Annotated in this window: 20 protein-coding genes; 10 read left to right on the top strand and 10 right to left on the bottom strand. The window is 66.1% G+C overall.

What is annotated here, in order from left to right; translation table 11 throughout:
- Positions 1-36: 36 nt before the first annotated feature.
- Positions 37-1,359, top strand: a complete 1,323-nt coding sequence (locus OCUBac02_RS11150; protein ID WP_173045631.1) for a serine hydroxymethyltransferase — start codon at positions 37-39, stop codon at positions 1,357-1,359.
- Here the strand turns inward: OCUBac02_RS11150 and OCUBac02_RS11155 are convergent.
- Positions 1,356-1,694 (bottom strand): hypothetical protein, encoded by a 339-nt coding sequence (locus tag OCUBac02_RS11155; protein WP_173045647.1) that lies wholly within the window; start codon positions 1,692-1,694, stop codon positions 1,356-1,358. The genes OCUBac02_RS11150 and OCUBac02_RS11155 overlap by 4 nt on opposite strands.
- 196 nt (positions 1,695-1,890) lie before the next feature.
- Complete coding sequence (locus OCUBac02_RS11160; RefSeq protein WP_348521655.1) at positions 1,891-3,306, bottom strand: serine hydrolase domain-containing protein; 1,416 nt, start codon at positions 3,304-3,306, stop codon at positions 1,891-1,893.
- A gap of 128 nt (positions 3,307-3,434) precedes the next feature.
- On the opposite strand from OCUBac02_RS11160, the gene OCUBac02_RS11165 reads away from it, so the two are divergent.
- Positions 3,435-3,647 carry a DUF3126 family protein gene (locus OCUBac02_RS11165; RefSeq protein ID WP_047578697.1) on the top strand — a complete coding sequence of 71 codons (213 nt, stop codon included), beginning with the start codon at positions 3,435-3,437 and terminating at the stop codon, positions 3,645-3,647.
- A gap of 110 nt (positions 3,648-3,757) precedes the next feature.
- On the opposite strand, the gene OCUBac02_RS11170 is transcribed toward OCUBac02_RS11165, so the two are convergent.
- Positions 3,758-4,477: a hypothetical protein gene (locus OCUBac02_RS11170; protein ID WP_173045649.1), complete on the bottom strand. Its 720-nt coding sequence runs from the start codon at positions 4,475-4,477 to the stop codon at positions 3,758-3,760.
- A gap of 163 nt (positions 4,478-4,640) precedes the next feature.
- Here OCUBac02_RS11170 and OCUBac02_RS11175 point away from each other — a divergent pair, with 163 nt between their 5' ends.
- Positions 4,641-4,967, top strand: coding sequence for a DUF6949 family protein (locus tag OCUBac02_RS11175; RefSeq protein ID WP_173045651.1), 327 nt, complete (start codon positions 4,641-4,643; stop codon positions 4,965-4,967).
- Positions 4,968-5,021: 54 nt separating this feature from the next.
- Positions 5,022-5,552: a gamma carbonic anhydrase family protein gene (locus OCUBac02_RS11180; protein ID WP_173045653.1), complete on the top strand. Its 531-nt coding sequence runs from the start codon at positions 5,022-5,024 to the stop codon at positions 5,550-5,552.
- 143 nt (positions 5,553-5,695) lie between these two features.
- Here OCUBac02_RS11180 and OCUBac02_RS11185 read toward each other — a convergent pair whose 3' ends face one another.
- Entirely contained in the window at positions 5,696-6,331 is a 636-nt protein-coding gene (locus tag OCUBac02_RS11185; RefSeq protein ID WP_047578703.1) for a transglutaminase-like cysteine peptidase, read from the bottom strand.
- Positions 6,332-6,673: 342 nt separating this feature from the next.
- Between OCUBac02_RS11185 and OCUBac02_RS11190 the strand changes: the two genes are divergently transcribed.
- Positions 6,674-7,318, top strand: coding sequence for a glutathione S-transferase family protein (locus OCUBac02_RS11190; RefSeq protein ID WP_047578704.1), 645 nt, complete (start codon positions 6,674-6,676; stop codon positions 7,316-7,318).
- A gap of 34 nt (positions 7,319-7,352) precedes the next feature.
- Here the strand turns inward: OCUBac02_RS11190 and OCUBac02_RS11195 are convergent, their stop codons facing one another.
- Together OCUBac02_RS11195 and OCUBac02_RS11200 are read right to left on the bottom strand one after the other, a co-directional pair.
- Complete coding sequence (locus tag OCUBac02_RS11195) at positions 7,353-7,967, bottom strand: PilZ domain-containing protein (protein WP_047578705.1); 615 nt, start codon at positions 7,965-7,967, stop codon at positions 7,353-7,355.
- A 60-nt stretch (positions 7,968-8,027) separates the two neighbouring features.
- Complete coding sequence (locus OCUBac02_RS11200) at positions 8,028-8,597, bottom strand: PAS domain-containing protein (protein ID WP_047578708.1); 570 nt, start codon at positions 8,595-8,597, stop codon at positions 8,028-8,030.
- A gap of 409 nt (positions 8,598-9,006) precedes the next feature.
- Between OCUBac02_RS11200 and OCUBac02_RS11205 the strand changes: the two genes are divergently transcribed.
- The gene (locus tag OCUBac02_RS11205) at positions 9,007-9,819 is read left to right on the top strand and encodes a rhomboid family intramembrane serine protease (RefSeq protein WP_173045655.1); all 813 of its coding nucleotides are present in this window, start codon (positions 9,007-9,009) and stop codon (positions 9,817-9,819) included.
- 185 nt (positions 9,820-10,004) lie between these two features.
- On the top strand, positions 10,005-10,436 hold the full coding sequence (locus OCUBac02_RS11210) for a CBS domain-containing protein (RefSeq protein WP_047578714.1): 432 nt from the start codon (positions 10,005-10,007) through the stop codon (positions 10,434-10,436).
- A gap of 180 nt (positions 10,437-10,616) precedes the next feature.
- On the opposite strand, the gene OCUBac02_RS11215 is transcribed toward OCUBac02_RS11210, so the two are convergent.
- The 3 genes from OCUBac02_RS11215 to folE all read right to left on the bottom strand — a co-directional run bounded on the left by OCUBac02_RS11215 (position 10,617) and on the right by folE (position 13,020).
- Positions 10,617-11,594: a patatin-like phospholipase family protein gene (locus tag OCUBac02_RS11215; protein ID WP_244639164.1), complete on the bottom strand. Its 978-nt coding sequence runs from the start codon at positions 11,592-11,594 to the stop codon at positions 10,617-10,619.
- Between the two features lie 203 nt (positions 11,595-11,797).
- Positions 11,798-12,205 carry a phosphoribosyl-AMP cyclohydrolase gene (hisI, locus tag OCUBac02_RS11220; RefSeq protein ID WP_173045657.1) on the bottom strand — a complete coding sequence of 136 codons (408 nt, stop codon included), beginning with the start codon at positions 12,203-12,205 and terminating at the stop codon, positions 11,798-11,800.
- 170 nt (positions 12,206-12,375) lie between these two features.
- Positions 12,376-13,020 (bottom strand): GTP cyclohydrolase I FolE, encoded by a 645-nt coding sequence (gene folE / locus OCUBac02_RS11225; RefSeq protein ID WP_047578719.1) that lies wholly within the window; start codon positions 13,018-13,020, stop codon positions 12,376-12,378.
- Between the two features lie 185 nt (positions 13,021-13,205).
- On the opposite strand from folE, the gene OCUBac02_RS11230 reads away from it, so the two are divergent.
- On the top strand, positions 13,206-13,652 hold the full coding sequence (locus OCUBac02_RS11230; protein WP_047578721.1) for an iron-sulfur cluster assembly scaffold protein: 447 nt from the start codon (positions 13,206-13,208) through the stop codon (positions 13,650-13,652).
- Between the two features lie 208 nt (positions 13,653-13,860).
- On the opposite strand, the gene OCUBac02_RS11235 is transcribed toward OCUBac02_RS11230, so the two are convergent.
- Positions 13,861-14,622 carry a phosphatase PAP2 family protein gene (locus OCUBac02_RS11235; protein ID WP_173045659.1) on the bottom strand — a complete coding sequence of 254 codons (762 nt, stop codon included), beginning with the start codon at positions 14,620-14,622 and terminating at the stop codon, positions 13,861-13,863.
- A gap of 110 nt (positions 14,623-14,732) precedes the next feature.
- On the opposite strand from OCUBac02_RS11235, the gene yidD reads away from it, so the two are divergent.
- Both yidD and thrS read left to right on the top strand, forming a co-directional pair.
- Positions 14,733-15,092 carry a membrane protein insertion efficiency factor YidD gene (gene yidD, locus OCUBac02_RS11240; protein ID WP_173049506.1) on the top strand — a complete coding sequence of 120 codons (360 nt, stop codon included), beginning with the start codon at positions 14,733-14,735 and terminating at the stop codon, positions 15,090-15,092.
- A 41-nt stretch (positions 15,093-15,133) separates the two neighbouring features.
- On the top strand, positions 15,134-17,131 hold the full coding sequence (thrS, locus tag OCUBac02_RS11245; protein WP_173045661.1) for a threonine--tRNA ligase: 1,998 nt from the start codon (positions 15,134-15,136) through the stop codon (positions 17,129-17,131).
- Positions 17,132-17,206: the final 75 nt, after the last annotated feature.

Here is a 17,206-nt window from a genome sequence, read left to right on the forward strand (position 1 = left end):
GCAACGAGGGATTAGTCGGTTCGGGAGACAAGCGAGATGACGGCACTGGGCAGGCGCGACTGGGTTCCGCAGGCGAGCGAGGATTATGTGCTGAAGATCGCGGGCGAGACGGCGCGACAGCCGCTCGATGCGATCGCGGCGCGGATCGATGCGCTCGCGACCGAGAACCGGACGATCCACGAGCGCGACTGCGTCAATCTCAACCCCGCGACCAATGTCATGAATCCGAAGGCCGAGGCGCTGCTTTCGGCGGGGATCGGGGCGCGGCCTTCGCTCGGCTATCCCGGCGACAAATACGAGATGGGACTCGAGGCGATCGAGCAGATCGAGATCATCGCGGCCGAGCTCGCGGCCGAGGTGTTCGGCGCGACATATGCCGAAATCCGCGTGCCCTCCGGCGCCATCGCCAATCTCTACGCCTTCATGATCGCGGCCAAGGCCGGCGACTGCATCATCGCGCCGCCCGGCGAGATCGGCGGGCATGTCACCCATCACGGCGCGGGCGCGGCCGGGCTCTACGGCATCGTCACCCATCCCGCGCCGATCGACCCGATCCGCTATACCGTCGATGTCGAGAAGCTTCGCGCCGACGCGCTGCGCCTCAAGCCGAAGCTGATCTCGATCGGCGGAAGCCTCAACCTCTTCCCGCACCCGATCCGCGAGATCCGGGCCATTGCCGACGAGGTCGGCGCGCTCGTGCTGTTCGATGCGGCGCATATGTCCGGCATGATCGCCGGCCATGGCTGGCAGCAGCCGCTGGAGGAAGGCGCCCATCTGATGACGATGAGCACCTACAAAAGCCTGGGCGGGCCGCCTTCCGGCCTGATCGTGACCAACGATGCCGAGATCGCCAAAAAGCTCGACGCCATCGCCTATCCCGGCCTCACCGCCAATTTCGATGCGGCGAAATCGGCCTCGCTCGCGGTATCGCTGCTCGACTGGAAGGCTTATGGCCGCGCCTATGCGCAGGAAATGGCGCAGACGGCGAAGGCGCTGGCCGAGGCGCTCTCAGAGCGGCAGGTGCCGGTCTTCGCCCGCGACCGGGGCATGACGACCTCGCATCAGTTCGCGATCGAGGCGGCCGGTTATGGCGGCGGGCAGGCAGCGGCGAAGACGCTGCGTGCGGTCAACATCCTGTCCTGCGGCATCGGCCTCCCGTTGCCGGCGGTTGACGGCGACGTCAACGGCCTGCGTCTCGGAACGCCGGAGATCGTCCGCTTCGGCATGACGGCAGCGGATATGCCGGAGCTTGCGGGCTATATCGCCGAGGGGCTCAATGGTTCGCGCCCTGCCGAGGCGGTGGCGAAGGATGTCACGGCGTTCCGCGCGCGGTTCCGGACACTGCATTTCATGCGCTAGGAATCGTTCCCCGGCGCGAAGAAGCAGAGCAATTCGCCTGAGTCGTCGATGCAGAGATGCCAGCGGCCGTCCGGCGATTGCTTGGCCTTGTCCTGCGGGATTTCGAGCGTCAGCGGCTTCTTGCGCTCGCTCGACCACATCGGGTGCTTGCCGGGCGCGATCGTGACGACGAAGCCGCCGGGGACTTCCTGCACGGCTTCCGCCTCGATCTCGGAGCAGTCGGAATCGAGGCAACAATAGAACGGATAGTCCCAGCCTCGAGGGGCCTGATGGGCGCGCGCGACCGTCGCCCCCGCAATCAGGACAGCAGCGATGATCGAGGCAAGAACACGCATCGGCCAGCCCTCGGACGCGAGGCTGCGACCTGAAGGCGGCGAATGCGTGGCAGATCTGTACGCCGTCGCCCCGGGCGACCGCAGGGAGACCCGGAATCCATTCCGGAGCGAATTCGATTGGGTTCAGGAATGGATCCCGGATCTCCGCTTCGCTCCGTCCGGGATGACCCGTGTTTCCTGAAAAAAGTGGCCCGCCTTAGCTGTTGGCCCGGCCGCCGTAGCGCTCCTCCATCTCCGCGCGCATCGCGTCGGCTTCGAGCAGGCGCGATCCCGCCATCCTGACCGAGCGGACCTTCGTTCCGTCGCGCTCCAGCGCGACGGTCTCGCCGGGGCTGTGGAAGCCGGAGGCGAGGACGATGCGGCCTTGATCGGGTGCTTCGACGGCGATCTCGGCGGCATCGAGGAAGGGCGTCAGCAGGGCCGGGGCGGCGCAGAGCACGCGATCCGCGACCGGGACGAGATCGGTCGCGCCCCAGAGCGTCCACCAGCGCCCGCTCCAGTCGCGGGTTTCGGCGGAGGGGGCGCCGCGCTCGGCGAAGAGCTTCAGGATATGGGCGATGCCGTCGAGCCAGGGATGGGCGAGGCCGTCGATGGCGTTGGTCAGGACCGAGATCGTCAGGTCCTGTTTCGGGATGATCGCGGTGCGGGTGATGAAGCCCTGGAAGCCGCCGGAATGGCCGACCCAGCGCCAGTCGCCCTCGCCACCGGAAATCGTGCCAAGGCCGTAGTGGCGACCCAAGCTGGATTCGTCGTCCGGCCAGAGCCGGCGGATCATCTCGCGGCGGCTCCTGGCCGAGAGGATGCTGCGCTCGGCAAGGGGCGAGAGCTGCGCGAAATAGCGCGCGACATCGGCGGCGGTGCCGACGAAGCCAGTGGCGGAGGCCATGGCATGGCAGTGATTATCGGCAGGGATGACCGCGCGCCGGCCAAGCAACTGCCTGCCGGTATGGCCCTTCGCCATCGGTCGCTGGCCCCAGAATTCGATATCGGGCGTGGTCTCGGTGAGGCCGACCTTGGCGACGACCTCGTCGGTGATCCATTCGTTGTAGCTCCGGCCGGTCACGGCCTCGATGACGAGGCCGAGCAGCGCAAAGCCGTGGTTCGAATATTTGAAGCGCTGAGAGCCGGGGAGGACCGGCGGCTTTGCGAGATCGGCGAGCAGTTCCTCTTTGCTGCAGAAGGGCTTGCGATCGAGGAACTGGCCGGCATCGGGGCCGTCGCGCGTCAGGCCGGCGCTGTTGGAGAGCACCTGGCCGACCGTGACCCTGGCGACCTCCGGATGCAGCCCGTCGATCAGGCTGCCGACCTCGTCGTCGAGCCGCAGGCGACCTTGGTCGACGAGGCGCAGGATGCCGGCCGAGGTGAAGCTCTTGGAATGGGAGGCGATGCGGAAGCCGTGCCGCGGCGTCAGGGCTTCGCAGGTCGCGAGATCGGCGCTGCCGAAGGCGGCCTCCAGAACGACCTCGTCGCCATCGGCGATCGCGACCGCGCAGCCCGGCTGGTCATGGTGGCGGCGCTGGAAATCGAGCCAGGACGCGACATAATCGAGGGCAGGGGCAAGCCACGGCTTCATGATCTCAGGTCCGTCACGGTTCCGGAAGAGCGTGAACATGGCACGATTCCGCCGGGCGCCGGCAACCATCGGATGGATGAGGGCGGCCATGCGGTGGCGGCGGCTTTCGCTTGCCCTTCGCGGCCTGCCGTGGCATCGCTCCCGGCCAATCGAAAGGATCCAGGACCGTGGACAAGACAGAACTCGCCAAGCTGGAAGGCTATCTTCGCCGTACCTTCAACAACCACGCCATCAGCGTGCGCGCCCGGATGAAGAAGACCGACTCGGCCGAGGTCTATCTGGGCGAAGAGTTCATCGGCATCATCCATGTCGACGACGAGGACGGCGATCGCTCGTTCAACTTCACCATGGCGATCCTCGACGTCGATCTTGAGGATTGAGAAGCCAGGGCGTCATGCTCGGGCTCGACCCGAGCATGACGTTAAAGTGGCGGCTAAGTGCCTTCTTCTGCCGGGGATTCTCGGGTCAAGCCCGAGAATGACGTTCGATCCTACCGGATCAGCCCGTCGAGCGTCCGCCGGACGCCGCCGAGCATCACCGCCCAGTCGGCGATGATGGCACGGGGGAAGCGGATGTTCACGTCCATGCCGCGATGCTGGAAGGTGATGCGGCAGGGCTCATCGAGGCCGGAGCCGGTCTCGATCGGGCAGCGTGCGGCAAAGCCTCTCCCGTCGGGCACCGAGACGTAGAACTCGTCATTCTCGAATGGCGAGCCCTTGCGAAAACCGCGGACCACGAGGCCGCCGGGATTCGACCAGACGGTCGGCGTCAGGAAACGAGCATAGGTGGCGAGCTGCCGGGCCGGCTCGTTGACCTTGTCGGGCGGGCTCAACGTGATCAGAAGGCGCCTGCGGTTGTCTGCTTGAGCCGGGCCGAGGCTCGGCCAATCCAGGCGAAGCCGGACCATCCCGACCAACTGGCTCGTGTCGCGATCATCGTCGAAGCCGGTGAGGTCCTTCGGGATCATCAGGGCGACGTCGCCGACGCGGGCCGGCTGCGGAGCAGCCGCAGGCTCATCGCGGCGATGGGTCAGATAGACGGCGAACCCCGTCGCCAGCACGCCGGCCGTCAGGATCAGCAGCATCGCCTTCAGCAGGGCGCCGTCGGCGCGCGGCAGGGGGGCTGCCCGCTGTTGCAGGCGCATGCGTACCATCGAGGTCAGATGGGCGGCCTGGTGGCCGGGCCGGTGATAGGGCAGCGATGCGGTCATTCCGGTGCCTTGCGATCAAGTCGCAACCACTGAATCACCGCCGGCTTAACGCGGCGTAAACCATAACCCCGCCGGCACGGTTAACTATCGGTTAAATCCGCCCTTCACAGACCGCCGGCCCTGCGGCAGGTTCTCGCGTCGTTCTGGTCGAGAGTTTGTGTTCGTGACCGTCCAACCTGCCGCCATCGAGGCGCTCCAGTCCCTGTTCCTCGGCTTCGCCTTCGCGGGGCTGCTCGCAAGCGCCTTCGAGCTGTTCACGGCGCAGCGCGCCGATTTCAAGCTGCTGCAGGCCGGCGGGCTCGTCGCCGTCGCCAGCGTGCCGGTGGTCATCTTCAGCGCGCCCTTCCTGATCCTGCGCAACACGGTGCATGGCCGTCAGAGCGGCGGGCGGCCGTTTTCCTTGCTGATGCTCGCCGGCCTCGCCGCCGGCATCTGGAGCCTGGTTTCGGGCCGGGTCGTGCTCGACCTGCTGCATCTCCTCGGCGCTTGACGACAGGCGCCGCCCGCCTGCAATCCTGAGGGCTCGAACCGTCAGGACAAGCCGATGCCCCTTTATGCGCTCGATGGAACAAGGCCGGACACTGCGAAGACCGGAGAGTGGTGGCTTGCGCCCGACGCGCATGTCATCGGCCGGGTCCGGCTGGCGGCCGGGGTGGGGATCTGGTTCGGCGCGGTGCTGCGCGGCGACAACGAGTGGATCACCATCGGGGAGGGCAGCAACATCCAGGAAGGCTGCGTTCTCCATACCGATATGGGCTATCCGCTGACTGTCGGAGCGAATTGCACGATCGGCCATCGCGCCATCCTGCATGGCTGCACGATCGGCGAGAACAGTCTCGTCGGCATGGGCGCGACCGTGCTCAACGGTGCGAAGATCGGCCGCAACTGCCTCGTCGGCGCCAATGCTCTGGTGACGGAAGGCAAGGAATTTCCCGACAATTCGCTGATCGTCGGCTCGCCGGCCCGCGCGGTCAGGACGCTCGACGACAAGGCTGCGGAAGGAATCACCGCTTCAGCGAAGGCCTATGTCCAGCGCTGGCGCCAGTTCGCGGCGGGGCTCGAACGGTTGGACTGAGGCTCCAAAAGAAGCGGGCCGGCTTCCCGCGGAGGAAAGCCGGCCCTTGGCGAAACCCGATCCTTGGGGACGGGTGGGTGGGGACGTGACCGAGCCTCGCCGTCCTTATCGCCGCAGTCGCAATCGGGCTGCGACCGATTTCATCAGCGCTGCACCGAAGCCACCGTCGGGGTCTGCGCGCCGCCGAGCGAGGTCCAACCCGTGCGGTACTGCGACTCGCGCTTGACGTAGACGTAGCCGGTCTGGCTCCAGGGCAGGATCGCGTTACGCTTGTTGTCGAGGATGAAGTCGCCGCGATCGGTGCGGATCATCAGCACGGCGTGGCCGGCATTCTCTTCGTCGATCACGACGGTGACCAGCATGGCGCGGCGCGGCAGGCCGGCCTCTGCCAGGCGCTTGCGCTTCAGCAGCACATAATCCTCGCAGTCGCCCTTGCCATCCGTGGGAATATCCCAGCGGTCGACGACGCCCCAATGATCCTCGTCGGTGATCGCCTCGATCTCGCGATTGGCGCTGTTGTTGACCGAAACGATCGTCTTCCAGAGCTTCGCGTTCAGGCTGATCCGCTCGGCCTCGCGGGTGTCGACGCGGCACTCGGACGGCATGCGCTTGCAGAAATCCGTCCAGGCATAGGGTGCGCGGGCGTCGCCGGAGGCTTCGGCCGGTAGGCTCGCGACGGGAATGCCGGCCGAGCCCTGAGCCTGAGCCATGCCTGCGCCGGCCATGGCGACCATGGAGGCGAGAGCGGTACCAATCAGATTGCGTTTGAGCGAGAGCATGTCGTCCCCTTTCTGTCCCGGGGAGACGATGCGTGCCGGCGGATGGATTCGAGCTGAAATGGAAACGTACAAATTTATGTATTCGGCCGCAGGAATGGCCAAGTAAAGATCAGCCTCAACCTTGTTCGAAAGCGGAAGTAACGATTTGCGTCGATGGAAAAACCAAGCGTTAACCCTTAATTGTTCGTTGTACAGCGAGAGCTGATTAACCTACGCATTCGTTACCGCGCCGGGACCGAAAGGACTGCGGTCGAGGGGATGCCGAAGTGCCGGTGCTGGCTGGAACGCCGGTGGACTCCGGTCGGTTATCCTGATCGAACTGGGTAGGAAGGACGCGCCACGATGAGCAAGCTGACCATCTGGAGTTATGACTGGGTGCCCGAGGGCCCGCGGGGCTTCGTGCGCGATCTGAGGCTGCGCTGGGCCTGCGAGGAGGCGGGGCTTGCTTACGATGTCCGCACAATTCCCTTCGACGGGCGCGAGACAAATCATCTCGCGCGCCAGCCCTTCGGCCAGATCCCGTTCCTGGACGACGGCGCGGTGAAGCTGTTCGAGAGCGGGGCGGGGCTGCTGCATCTGGCCCGCAAGAGCGAGGCCTTGATGCCGACCGATCCGGTCGGGGAGGCGGAAACGCTGCAATGGACGCTGGCTGCGCTCAACTCGATCGAGATGGTCAGCGTGCCCTGGTGGTTCCTGACCGTGACCGGCGCAGCCGAGAACCATCTGACAGGCTGGATGGGGATGCGCCTTGGCCAGCTCGAGCAGGTGCTCAGCGAACGCGAATGGCTGGCGGCCGGCCGCTTCACCGTCGCGGACCTGCTGATGGCGGATGTACTGCGGGTCGAGAAGGTCCGTGCCTTCGGCGATCGGCCGGCGAGCGAGGCCTATGTCGCCCGCGTCACTGATCGCCCGGCCTTTCGAAAGGCTGAGGCCGATCAGATTGCCTTGTTCAAGTCGGCGGACGCGAAGCGGCGCGCTGCGGAGTGACGTCGAAAAAGGAGGGCGCCCGCGAGTGCGGGCGTCAGAGTTCCAGGTTCTCGTCGAGCAGGTCGGCCGAGAGCGGGAAGCGGAATTCCGCCGCGTAGCCGCCGTCGAAGCGGCGGACGACGCGGGCCGGCGTGGTGCCGAGCCGAACCGGCGTGTTGAGCGGCAGGTCGAGGTCGCTGGAGAAGGCGGCGCCCGAGAGCGAGATGTCGATGATGCGGACGATATGCTCGGCACCGTCGTCCATCACCAGGGTCGAGCGCGGATTGCGCGGCACGATGCGTTCGTGGCGGCGATCCTCGGGCAGGCCGAGTTCCTCGCGATTGGCGAGCCAGGTCAACTGCGCCGTGAACTTCTCGCGCTTGCGGCTGGTCGCGGTGATGGTCATCGCGAAGCCTTCGGCCGTGGTGCGGACGCAATTGCCCTCGATGCGGCCGAGATGCTCGAGATAGACGATGACGCGCTCGCCGGGCCGGGCCTTGGCCGGCGCGGCGAGATGCACGCCGCCGGGCGAGATGTCGATCGACTGGCAGGGATATTCCATGCGGTTCGGCAGCATATAGCGGCCCAACAACACCACTTTCATACGGAAATGCCGCCTGCGCTCAGCAGGGTAGGCAGCCGCACGGGGCGTTTTGAGGGCGCTCAACATCAATACCGACCTAGATTCCCCGATGATCCTAGGCGGGTTTCGGTTAACGCATCGTTCCGATCAGGCCCGCCCGCCCGGTAATACCACGAGACGGGGCGGTTCGGCTCGGCGCGGCGCGACGGGTGGGCGTGCGGTCGCCGCAGGCCAGAGCATCCTGAGAGAGATCATCCGCATCGATTCAATCGTGTCGAGGCCGAGCCAGTCCGGCGACAGGGCGGGCGAGAGCGCGCCCAGCACGCGGGCATGGGTGCGGCCCCGGTAGCGCAAGGGCAGCAGCAGCAGTTCGAGATAGATCGGCGTGCCGGTCACCGATTTGCCGGAGAGGCCGGCGACCGCGCCGGCGCTCTCGTCCATTACCGTCTGGACGAGGCGGCGCATGTCGCCCTGCGCCTCGACATCGGCCCAGAGCGCGGTGAAGGCACGGCCGCGCAATTCCCGGCCGATCAGGGCGCAGAGCCGCGTTCCCGCCAACCGGAAGACCGGCCCGATCGGCTCGTTCTCCAGCACGAAGGTATCGGCAAGGGCGTGCCGCAAGGCGCCGGGCTCGATTTCGCCTCGCTCGGGCGCGGCCCGTTCGCCGCGCAACCCGTCCCAATATTCGAAAACCAGACGTGTGCTCGCGTTCTTCATCCTGTGCCCATATCGCCCGGTGTCTCTCCCTGGAGCGGCCGGCGTCCGAAGACGGCGCGGATCCGTTCGAAAGGAGGACGAATCAATCTCTCAGAAGATCGCTGACGCATTCGCCGTGCCGTCTTGCCACCCCGTGCTGAGTCGGGGGAGGCGGCAGGGGCGTTAGGGTTAATCAAGTCTTACGATTGTGGATGATCGTTAAAATGCGCATCAATCTCCCCCGAGATTCGCGGATGCGACGGTTTCCGCAAGACGAGGTGGAGGGGGGCGTGAGCCAGCCGTCCGGCACGACCGGGCGGCCTCACAGCCGGCGGAAAAGGGGACGGCGCGAGCCGCTCCCCTTTTTCGTTGAATCCCGCAGGGCCCGCCGCTTGCACCCTGCGGGCGCTTCGGCAAGTGTGTCGGCCGCATGGCTTCCCAATCTTCTCCTCCACAGGGGCGCGAGCCCGTCTTCAACCTGCCTTCCGCCGTGGTCTGGCTATTGGCGGTTCTGGCCCTGATCCAGGCCGGCCGCTCGCTGCTGTCGGACTATGACGATTACGTGCTGATGTCCTGGCTCGCCTTCGTGCCGGCGCGATTGACGCTCTGGCTCTCGCCGGGGCGGATCGACGATGTCGTCGGGGCGATGGCGCAGGTCACGGGCGGGCAGGACGTGGCCGAGCGCCTGCAGCTCGTCCGGCTCTTGCTCGCGGATGGCGGGGTGAGGCTCTGGACCGTCCTGACCTATGGCCTGCTGCACGGCTCCTGGCTGCATCTCGTCTCGAACGCGGTCTGGCTGGCGGCTTTCGGCAGCCCGGTCGCGCGGCGGCTCGGGCCGGGGCGCTTCCTCAACCTGATGGCGCTGGCGACGATCGGCGGCGCATTGCTGCACTGGTGGTCGCGCGATCTCGACGTGCTGCCGCTGGTCGGTGCTTCGGCCGGCATCTCGGGGGCGACGGCGGCGGCGGTTCGCTTCGTCTTCGCGCCGGGGCTGCGCTTCGGCGAGCTCGGCGACGACGCGGTCGTCCGGGCGATTCCGGCCGAGCCGCTCGGCCAGCTCTGGCGCAATTCGCGGGCGCTGCTGTTCATCGCAATCTGGTTCGTGACGAACATCCTGTTCGGTGCCGGGCTGGTGCCGATCTTCGGCGAGGAGACCAGTATCGCCTGGGAGGCCCATATCGGCGGATTCGTCGTCGGATTGCTGCTGTTTCCGCTGCTCGACCGGGGTCGGCAAGCGAGCTGACGCGGGCGCCCAGTAGGCTCTTTAGAACGGTTTCGGAAACCTTGCTTGCGCCAAGGTCTTCGCCCACACTCGCCGCATTGCGAAGCGCTTCCGAGCCGGCCCGGCATCGCGAGACTTGCCGGCCCTCGCGAAGTTCCAGCGGAACCGCGCGCCGGCAACGGCGCGCCTGCGAGGAGGGACTGTCCATGAATGTCGAGCAGTTGCTGAGCGGCAAGGGGCACGATGTGATCTCGGTGCAGCCGCATCGGACGCTGGCCGAGGCGATCCGCACGCTGAGCGAGAAGCGCATCGGCGCCGTCGTCGTCATGGGAGCGGACGGGGCGCTGGTGGGTATCCTGTCGGAACGCGACATCATCAGGGCGCTTGGCGAATTGGGAGCCGGCGCTCTGGAGAGCGCGGTGTCGCGCTCGATGACCTCAAAGGTCGTGACCTGCCGGCCGCAGACCAGCGTCGACGAATTGATGGAGATCATGACCACCGGCCGCTTCCGCCACGTCCCGGTGGTCGAGAACGGCCGCGTTACCGGCCTCGTCTCGATCGGCGACGTGGTGAAGCATCGGGTCGCCGCCATCGAGGCCGAAAGCCAGGCGATGCGCGATTATATCGCGATGGCGTGATGGAAGCCTGTTCGCGTTTCCGTTGAAACACGGGTCATCCCGGCCCGGAGCGAAGCGCAGAGCCGGGATCCATACCTAAACCTTGATCGGAAGCGCTCCGGCATGGATCCCGGATCAAGCCCGGGATGACCCGCGTGTTTCCATGCAAAATCCGGTAGGCTCAGGCGCAGCCGGAGAGCGTCAGCTCTCCGGTGCGATATGATTGGCGGCGACGAGGGTGGCGATGTCGTCGAGCGACCGCCGGGCGGCCTGGCGGCCGAGTTCGATCGTCTCGCCGGCCCGGTGGAAGTCGAACAGGCCGATGCGGCCGAGCTTGGGGCCGATCATCACGTCCGGCGGATCGCCCGCCAGACGCGAACGCGAAATCCGGTCCTGCGTGATGTTGAAGGCGTCGATCATCACGCCGGCGAGGCCGGGGCGGTTCTCGGCCGGGCGGCCGACGATATTGCGGACGCGCTTCGCCGCGCCGCTGATGCCGTCATACCAGCGCGGCTCGGGTTCGATCCGCAGTTCCGGCACGAGCGGATCGGGATCGGAGCTCTGGTCCTGGATCGTCGTGCCGCGGCCGGTAAGGTCGCTGTTGAGGTTGACGCAGATCACGACATCAGCGCCGAGTGCGCGCGCCGCCGTGACCGGGACGGGATTGACCAGCGCGCCGTCCATCAGCCAGCGCCCGCCGAGCTTCACGGGGTCGAAGATGCCGGGCAGGGCGTAGGAGGCGGTCAGAGCCTCGACCAGCGGGCCGCGGGTCAGCCAGATCTCATGGCCGAATCCAAGCTCGGTCGCGACTGCAACGAAGCGGCGATCGAGATCCTCGATCCGGATGCCGTTCAAATTCTGTTCGAGCAGGCGTTTCAGGCGGCTGCCGGCGATCAGCCCGGCACCGCCGATATGGAAATCCATCAGGCCGACGATCCGGCGCTTGGTCATGCTGGTGGCGAATTCGGTGAGCTCGGGCAGCTTGCCGGCGGCGAGACAGCCGCCGACCACCGCCCCGATCGAGGTTCCGGCGATGACATCGGGCGCGAAGCCGGCCTCGATCAGTACTTCGAGCGCGCCGATATGGGCCCAGCCGCGGGCCGCGCCGCCGCCGAGCGCGAGGCCGATCTTCGGCCGGATCAGGGCCGGCTTGCCCTCGACCGGGCGCATATCGTTCATTGCGGCACCACCTCCGCCGAGACCAAAGGCCCGCCGCGCGACACCATCCCACTGCATGGGCTCGTCCCTCCTTGGAATGAGAGGGTCTCAGAAGCCGATGAGCGAAAGATGAACGGCCAAGCCTACGGCGATTATCGCCTGTCCTTGACGATTCCGTGAAGGTGGCTTGGCCGCATCGCGGATGCGCGTGGCGGTCGGCTTCCTCAGTCGCAAACGACCAGCGGCTTCTGCGCCTCGCTTCGTAGCGGCTGCATGCGATAGAAGCACGAGCAGCGCCCGGTATGGCAGCAGCCGCCGTCGCCGGCGACCTTCACCTTGACCCAGAGCGCATCCTGGTCGCAGTCGACCCGCATCTCGACGATGGTCTGGACCTGGCCGGAGGTCGCGCCCTTGTGCCAGAGTTCCTGGCGGGAGCGCGACCAGTACCAGGCCTCGCCGGTATTGATCGAGCGCCTGAGCGCCTCGGCATTCATATGCGCGACCATCAGAACGGCGCCGCTGTCGGCCTCCGTCGCGACGACGGTGACGAGGCCGTTCGCGTCGAAACGGGGGCTCAGCATGTTGCCCTCCTCGAGGGCGTGCTTGTCGGGCGCAGTGGGGAAGAGGGGCATTGCGGCTCCGTCGGAAAATCGTTCTAAGACGTGATCCTGACGTCATTCTCGGGCGAGGCGAAGCGCAGACCCGAGAATCTCGTGCAGGAAAGGCCGCTTTCTCGCCCTGAGATGCTCGGGTCAAGCCCGAGCATGACGGCCTGTTCGCAAGGCGCAGCCAACCGGAGCGATCAAAGCCCCGCCGACTTCACCATCGTGAAGAAGCGAACCTGCTCGGCCGGATCGTCCTGGAAGATGCCGCGATATTGCGTGGTCATCGTCGAGGAGCCCTGCTTCTGCACGCCGCGCATCGACATGCACATATGCTCGGCCTCGACGAGGATGGCGATGCCGCGGGGTTCCAGCGCCTCCTCGATCACGTCGGCGATCTGGGCCGTCATCGTCTCCTGCGTCTGCAGGCGGCGGGCATAGACGTCGACGATGCGGGCGAGCTTCGAGAGGCCGACCACGCCCTTCGACGGGTAGTAGCCGATATGCGCCTTTCCGACGAAGGGCACCATGTGGTGCTCGCAATGCGAATAGAACGGGATGTCGCGGACAAGGACCATGTCGCGATAGCCCTCGACCTCCTCGAAGACCCGGTCGAGGATATGATGCGGATCCTCGGCATAGCCCTTGTAGAATTCCTTGTAGGCCTTGGCGACGCGCCGCGGCGTGTCGGCCAGGCCCTCGCGCGACGGGTCGTCGCCCGCCCAGAGCAGCAATGTGCGGACAGCGGCCTCGGCCTCTTCCTGCGTCGGCTTGCGGACCAGAAACTTGTCAGCGGAGGGGCCGACGGCCCCCTCGACGGACAAGGACTTAACCACAGGGATCATGTGGTGCCTCCCGTTGGGACGATGAAGCCTCGCGAACTGCCCCTCAAAGGCTGCGGCTCCCGAGGCCGGTGTGACAAGTCTGATGCCTCACGGCGGAAGAGGTCTTCAGGCTCTCCCATCATACGACGATCAACCCTATATTGGATCTGCATGCCGGTCATTCCAGACCGGCGAGAGAACTGGCCATGCTGGACGACGTCTACAACAAGCGCATCCTCTCGCTTGCCGCCAACATCCCCCTGCTGCAGCGCCTGCCGTCCCCCGATGCGACGGCGCGCGCCCATTCGAAGCTGTGCGGCTCGACCGTGACAGTCGATGTCACCATGGCGGGCGATGTCGTCACCGGCTTCGGACATGAGGTGAAGGCGTGCGCGCTGGGACAGGCCTCGTCCTCGATCATGGCGCGCCATGTCGTCGGCTCGACAGCGACGGAATTGCGGGAGGTGCGCGAGCAGGCCCGGGCCATCCTGAAGGAGAATGCCGCCCCGCCAGAGGGAAAATGGGCGGATCTGGCGGTGCTCGTGCCCGTGCGCGATTTCAAGGCGCGGCATGCCTCGACCATGCTGACCTTCGACGCGGTGGTCGACGCGATCGACCAGATCGAGGCGAAGCGCCGGGAGGCCGCAGCCTAGCGGCGGGCGATATTTGCCTAGCTTTGTCATTCCGGGGCTTCGCGTAGCGAAGAACCCGGAACCCACGACCGGGTGGGACATACAATGCCTGATGGCAGGCGGCTCATCCGGGCGTGGGTTCCGGGTTCACGTCTTCGACGTGCCCCGGAATGACAAGGTGGTTCGAGCCGGAAACGCTTCCAGATTCGCCTGACGATATGTCGGTCGATCACTTCACCCCGAAGGCGACGCGGATTTCCGGCAGGGTCTCGTCGAAGCGGGCCTTGAAGGCCTGGTCCGCCAGCAGGGCCTTGGCGACGGCCCGGCCGACCTTGTCGCCGGCGACGAGGTCGCTGGGATAGTGGAAGCCGCAGATCAGGCGGCTCTCGTCATAGCTCTTCACCCGCTCCTCCAGCTTGTCCGACAGCTCGGGAATCGCCGCCTTGAGCAGTTCGGCATAAAGGGCCGCCGTCGCGGCGTGGGCGGAGGGGAAGGACGTGCCGACAGGCCGGGCGCCGGGGCAAGGCTTGACGCGGGTCTTGGCCCAGAGCTGGAAGGGGCGCTGGCGGCTGGTCAGCCGGTTGACGCTCTTCAGGAGAATGCCGAGTTCGACTTGCGCCTCGCGGAACAGCAGCCGCACCTCGCGATGGGTGTTGTCGACATAGCCGGTGTCCATGCCGTTCAGGAAATTCACCAGCGCCTGACGCTGGTCGGCGATGGCGGCCTTCTCGCGCTCGGGCGTCCGGTTCAAGGTGATCTGCTGGACCTGCTCGAACTCGGCCTTGCCCTCGGGGCTGTTCTGCGCCGGCGGCAGGCCGATGATCTTGGCGATGTCGAGCTTGGCGCCGTCGAGCCAGAGCAGGTAAGGCCGCTGCTGGGCGGAAGCCGGCATGGCGATGCCAAGGCCAAGGGCCAGCCCGGTGCCGAGCAGAGCTTTCCGAAGGGAGGCCTTGCGAACGAGGGCTTGGCGAAAGCGAGCGGCGCGCATCATGTGTCCGGTATCGAGCAAGGGAAGCGGTTCTGGTTGTGGCTGAACGAAACGAAGCAGACGATCTATTCCAGCGTCTCTTTGTTAAGCAAAGATTTTCGCTGCTGCGAAGCATCGCGCTTTTCCCCAGAAAGGCCGCGCATTTCGCCATTCGCGGCTATCAACTGAGCCTTTCCATGCTGGTCGGGCGGCATTGCCGGCACTGGCCGAGCTGCTCGGCCTATACCGACGAGGCGATCCTGCGCTTCGGCTTGTGGCGCGGCGGCTGGATCGGCGTTGCCCGCGTCTGCCGCTGCAACCCCTGGGGCACGAGCGGCGTCGACATCGTCTGCGAGGCATTGCCGCCCGATGCGAGGTGGTATAGGCCATGGTCCTATGGCCGCTGGCGCGGAACGAACGTGCCGGCGGCTTTCGATTCCGAAGCCGAACCGACTGCGGGCGGCGGAACGACCTCACATTCGCAGCCGGTCTGACTTACGGGGCCCGTATCCCCGAGTGAGCAGGAGCACGATCGATGACGATCTCCCTGACATTTCCCGATGGCGCCAAGCGCGAGTTTCCCTCCGGCATCACCGGAGTCGAGATCGCCAAGGGCATCTCTCCCTCCCTCTTGAAGCGCACTGTCGCGATGGCGCTCGACGGCACCGTCGTCGATCTCGCCGATCCGATCACCGCGGATGCCAGGATCGAGCTTCTGAACCGGGAAGACCCGCGTTCGCTGGAGCTGATCCGGCACGACACCGCGCACGTCCTCGCCGAGGCCGTGCAGGAGCTCTTTCCCGGCACGCAGGTGACGATCGGCCCGGTGATCGAGAACGGGTTCTTCTACGATTTCGCTCGCAACGAGCCCTTCACCCCGGAGGACTTCCCGGCGATCGAGAAGAAGATGCGCGAGATCATCGCGCGCGACAAACCCTTCACCAAGGAGGTCTGGAGCCGCGACAAGGCCAAGGATTTCTTCGCCGCAAAGGGCGAGGCCTACAAGGTCGAGCTGGTCGATGCGATCCCCGCCGACCAGACGCTGAAGATGTACGCACAGGGCGACTGGATTGATCTCTGCCGTGGCCCGCACATGACCTCGGTCGGCAAGGTCGGCAACGCCTTCAAGCTGATGAAGACGGCCGGTGCCTATTGGCGCGGCGACTCGAACAACGCGATGCTGACCCGCATCTACGGCACGGCCTTCGCGAAGCAGGAAGAGCTCGACGCCTATCTCAAGCAGCTCGAGGAGGCGGAGAAGCGCGACCACCGCAAGCTCGGCCGGGAGATGGACCTGTTCCATTTCCAGGAGGAAGGTCCGGGCGTCGTGTTCTGGCACTCCAAGGGCTGGCGGCTGTTCCAGGAGATCATCGCCTATATGCGCCGCCGCCTCGCCGCCGACTACGAGGAGGTGAACGCGCCGCAGATCCTCGACAAGTCGCTCTGGGAGACCTCGGGCCACTGGGGCTGGTACCAGGACAACATGTTCGCGGTGAAATCGGCCTCGGCTTTCGAGAACCCGGCCGATGCCGAGCGCGATCACCGCGTCTTCGCGCTGAAGCCGATGAACTGCCCGGGCCATGTCCAGATCTTCAAGCATGGTCTGAAGAGCTATCGCGATCTGCCCATCCGGCTTGCCGAATTCGGCAATGTCCATCGCTACGAGCCTTCGGGCGCGCTGCATGGACTGATGCGCGTGCGCGGCTTCACGCAGGACGACGCGCATATCTTCTGCACGGAGGAGCAGCTCGCGGCCGAGTGCCTGAAGATCAACGACCTGATCCTGTCGGTCTACGAGGATTTCGGCTTCACCGAGGAACTCGTGATCAAGCTCTCGACGCGCCCCGAGAAGCGCGTCGGCTCCGATGCGGTCTGGGACCATGCCGAGGAGGTGATGACCGGCGTGCTGGAGCGGATCGCCAAGCAGTCCGGCAACCGGATCAAGATCGAGATCAATCCGGGCGAGGGCGCGTTCTACGGGCCGAAATTCGAGTACGTGCTGCGCGACGCCATCGGCCGGGACTGGCAATGCGGCACGACGCAGGTCGACTTCAACCTGCCGGAGCGGTTCGGCGCCTTCTATATCGGCGCCGACGGCGAGAAGAAGCAGCCGGTCATGGTCCACCGCGCCATCTGCGGTTCGCTGGAGCGCTTCACCGGCATCCTGATCGAGCACCATGCCGGGCATTTCCCGCTCTGGCTGGCGCCCGAGCAGATCGTCGTCTGCCCGATCACCTCGGAGGCGGATGCCTATGCCGAGGATGTGACGATGGCCCTGATGGGCGCCGGCCTGCGTGCCCGCGCCGATCTGCGCAACGAGAAGATCTCGTACAAGGTGCGCGAGCACTCGCTGGCCAAGGTCCCGGTCATTCTCGCCGTCGGCAAGCGCGAGGCCGAGGAGAAGACCGTGACGGTCCGCCGGCTCGGCAGCCAGGCGCAGACGGTGATGACGCTGGACGAGGCGCTCGCGGCGCTGGGCCAGGAGGCACTTGCGCCTGATCTGGCGCGCCGGAAGGCCGTGAAGGCTGTGTAACCAGCGGCACCTCACGCTTGTCATTCCGGGGCGCGCCACAGGCGCGAACCCGGAACCCACGACCGGGTGAGCCGT

Origin of the sequence: Bosea sp. ANAM02, from assembly GCF_011764485.1 — a bacterium.
Taxonomy (GTDB): domain Bacteria; phylum Pseudomonadota; class Alphaproteobacteria; order Rhizobiales; family Beijerinckiaceae; genus Allobosea.

Coding starts and splice junctions, on each gene's coding strand:
- OCUBac02_RS11215 (WP_244639164.1), bottom strand. CDS start 11,594: ATGAACGATATGCGCCCGGTCGAGGGCAAGCCGGCCCTGATCCGGCCG.
- OCUBac02_RS11170 (WP_173045649.1), bottom strand. CDS start 4,477: ATGACCGCATCGCTGCCCTATCACCGGCCCGGCCACCAGGCCGCCCAT.
- OCUBac02_RS11200 (WP_047578708.1), bottom strand. CDS start 8,597: ATGAAGAACGCGAGCACACGTCTGGTTTTCGAATATTGGGACGGGTTG.
- folE (WP_047578719.1), bottom strand. CDS start 13,020: ATGATCCCTGTGGTTAAGTCCTTGTCCGTCGAGGGGGCCGTCGGCCCC.
- OCUBac02_RS11160 (WP_348521655.1), bottom strand. CDS start 3,306: ATGTTCACGCTCTTCCGGAACCGTGACGGACCTGAGATCATGAAGCCG.
- OCUBac02_RS11230 (WP_047578721.1), top strand. CDS start 13,206: ATGCTGGACGACGTCTACAACAAGCGCATCCTCTCGCTTGCCGCCAAC.
- OCUBac02_RS11195 (WP_047578705.1), bottom strand. CDS start 7,967: ATGTTGAGCGCCCTCAAAACGCCCCGTGCGGCTGCCTACCCTGCTGAG.
- OCUBac02_RS11155 (WP_173045647.1), bottom strand. CDS start 1,694: ATGCGTGTTCTTGCCTCGATCATCGCTGCTGTCCTGATTGCGGGGGCG.
- hisI (WP_173045657.1), bottom strand. CDS start 12,205: ATGCCCCTCTTCCCCACTGCGCCCGACAAGCACGCCCTCGAGGAGGGC.
- OCUBac02_RS11210 (WP_047578714.1), top strand. CDS start 10,005: ATGAATGTCGAGCAGTTGCTGAGCGGCAAGGGGCACGATGTGATCTCG.
- OCUBac02_RS11190 (WP_047578704.1), top strand. CDS start 6,674: ATGAGCAAGCTGACCATCTGGAGTTATGACTGGGTGCCCGAGGGCCCG.
- OCUBac02_RS11205 (WP_173045655.1), top strand. CDS start 9,007: ATGGCTTCCCAATCTTCTCCTCCACAGGGGCGCGAGCCCGTCTTCAAC.
- OCUBac02_RS11185 (WP_047578703.1), bottom strand. CDS start 6,331: ATGCTCTCGCTCAAACGCAATCTGATTGGTACCGCTCTCGCCTCCATG.
- OCUBac02_RS11180 (WP_173045653.1), top strand. CDS start 5,022: ATGCCCCTTTATGCGCTCGATGGAACAAGGCCGGACACTGCGAAGACC.
- OCUBac02_RS11235 (WP_173045659.1), bottom strand. CDS start 14,622: ATGATGCGCGCCGCTCGCTTTCGCCAAGCCCTCGTTCGCAAGGCCTCC.
- OCUBac02_RS11150 (WP_173045631.1), top strand. CDS start 37: ATGACGGCACTGGGCAGGCGCGACTGGGTTCCGCAGGCGAGCGAGGAT.
- thrS (WP_173045661.1), top strand. CDS start 15,134: ATGACGATCTCCCTGACATTTCCCGATGGCGCCAAGCGCGAGTTTCCC.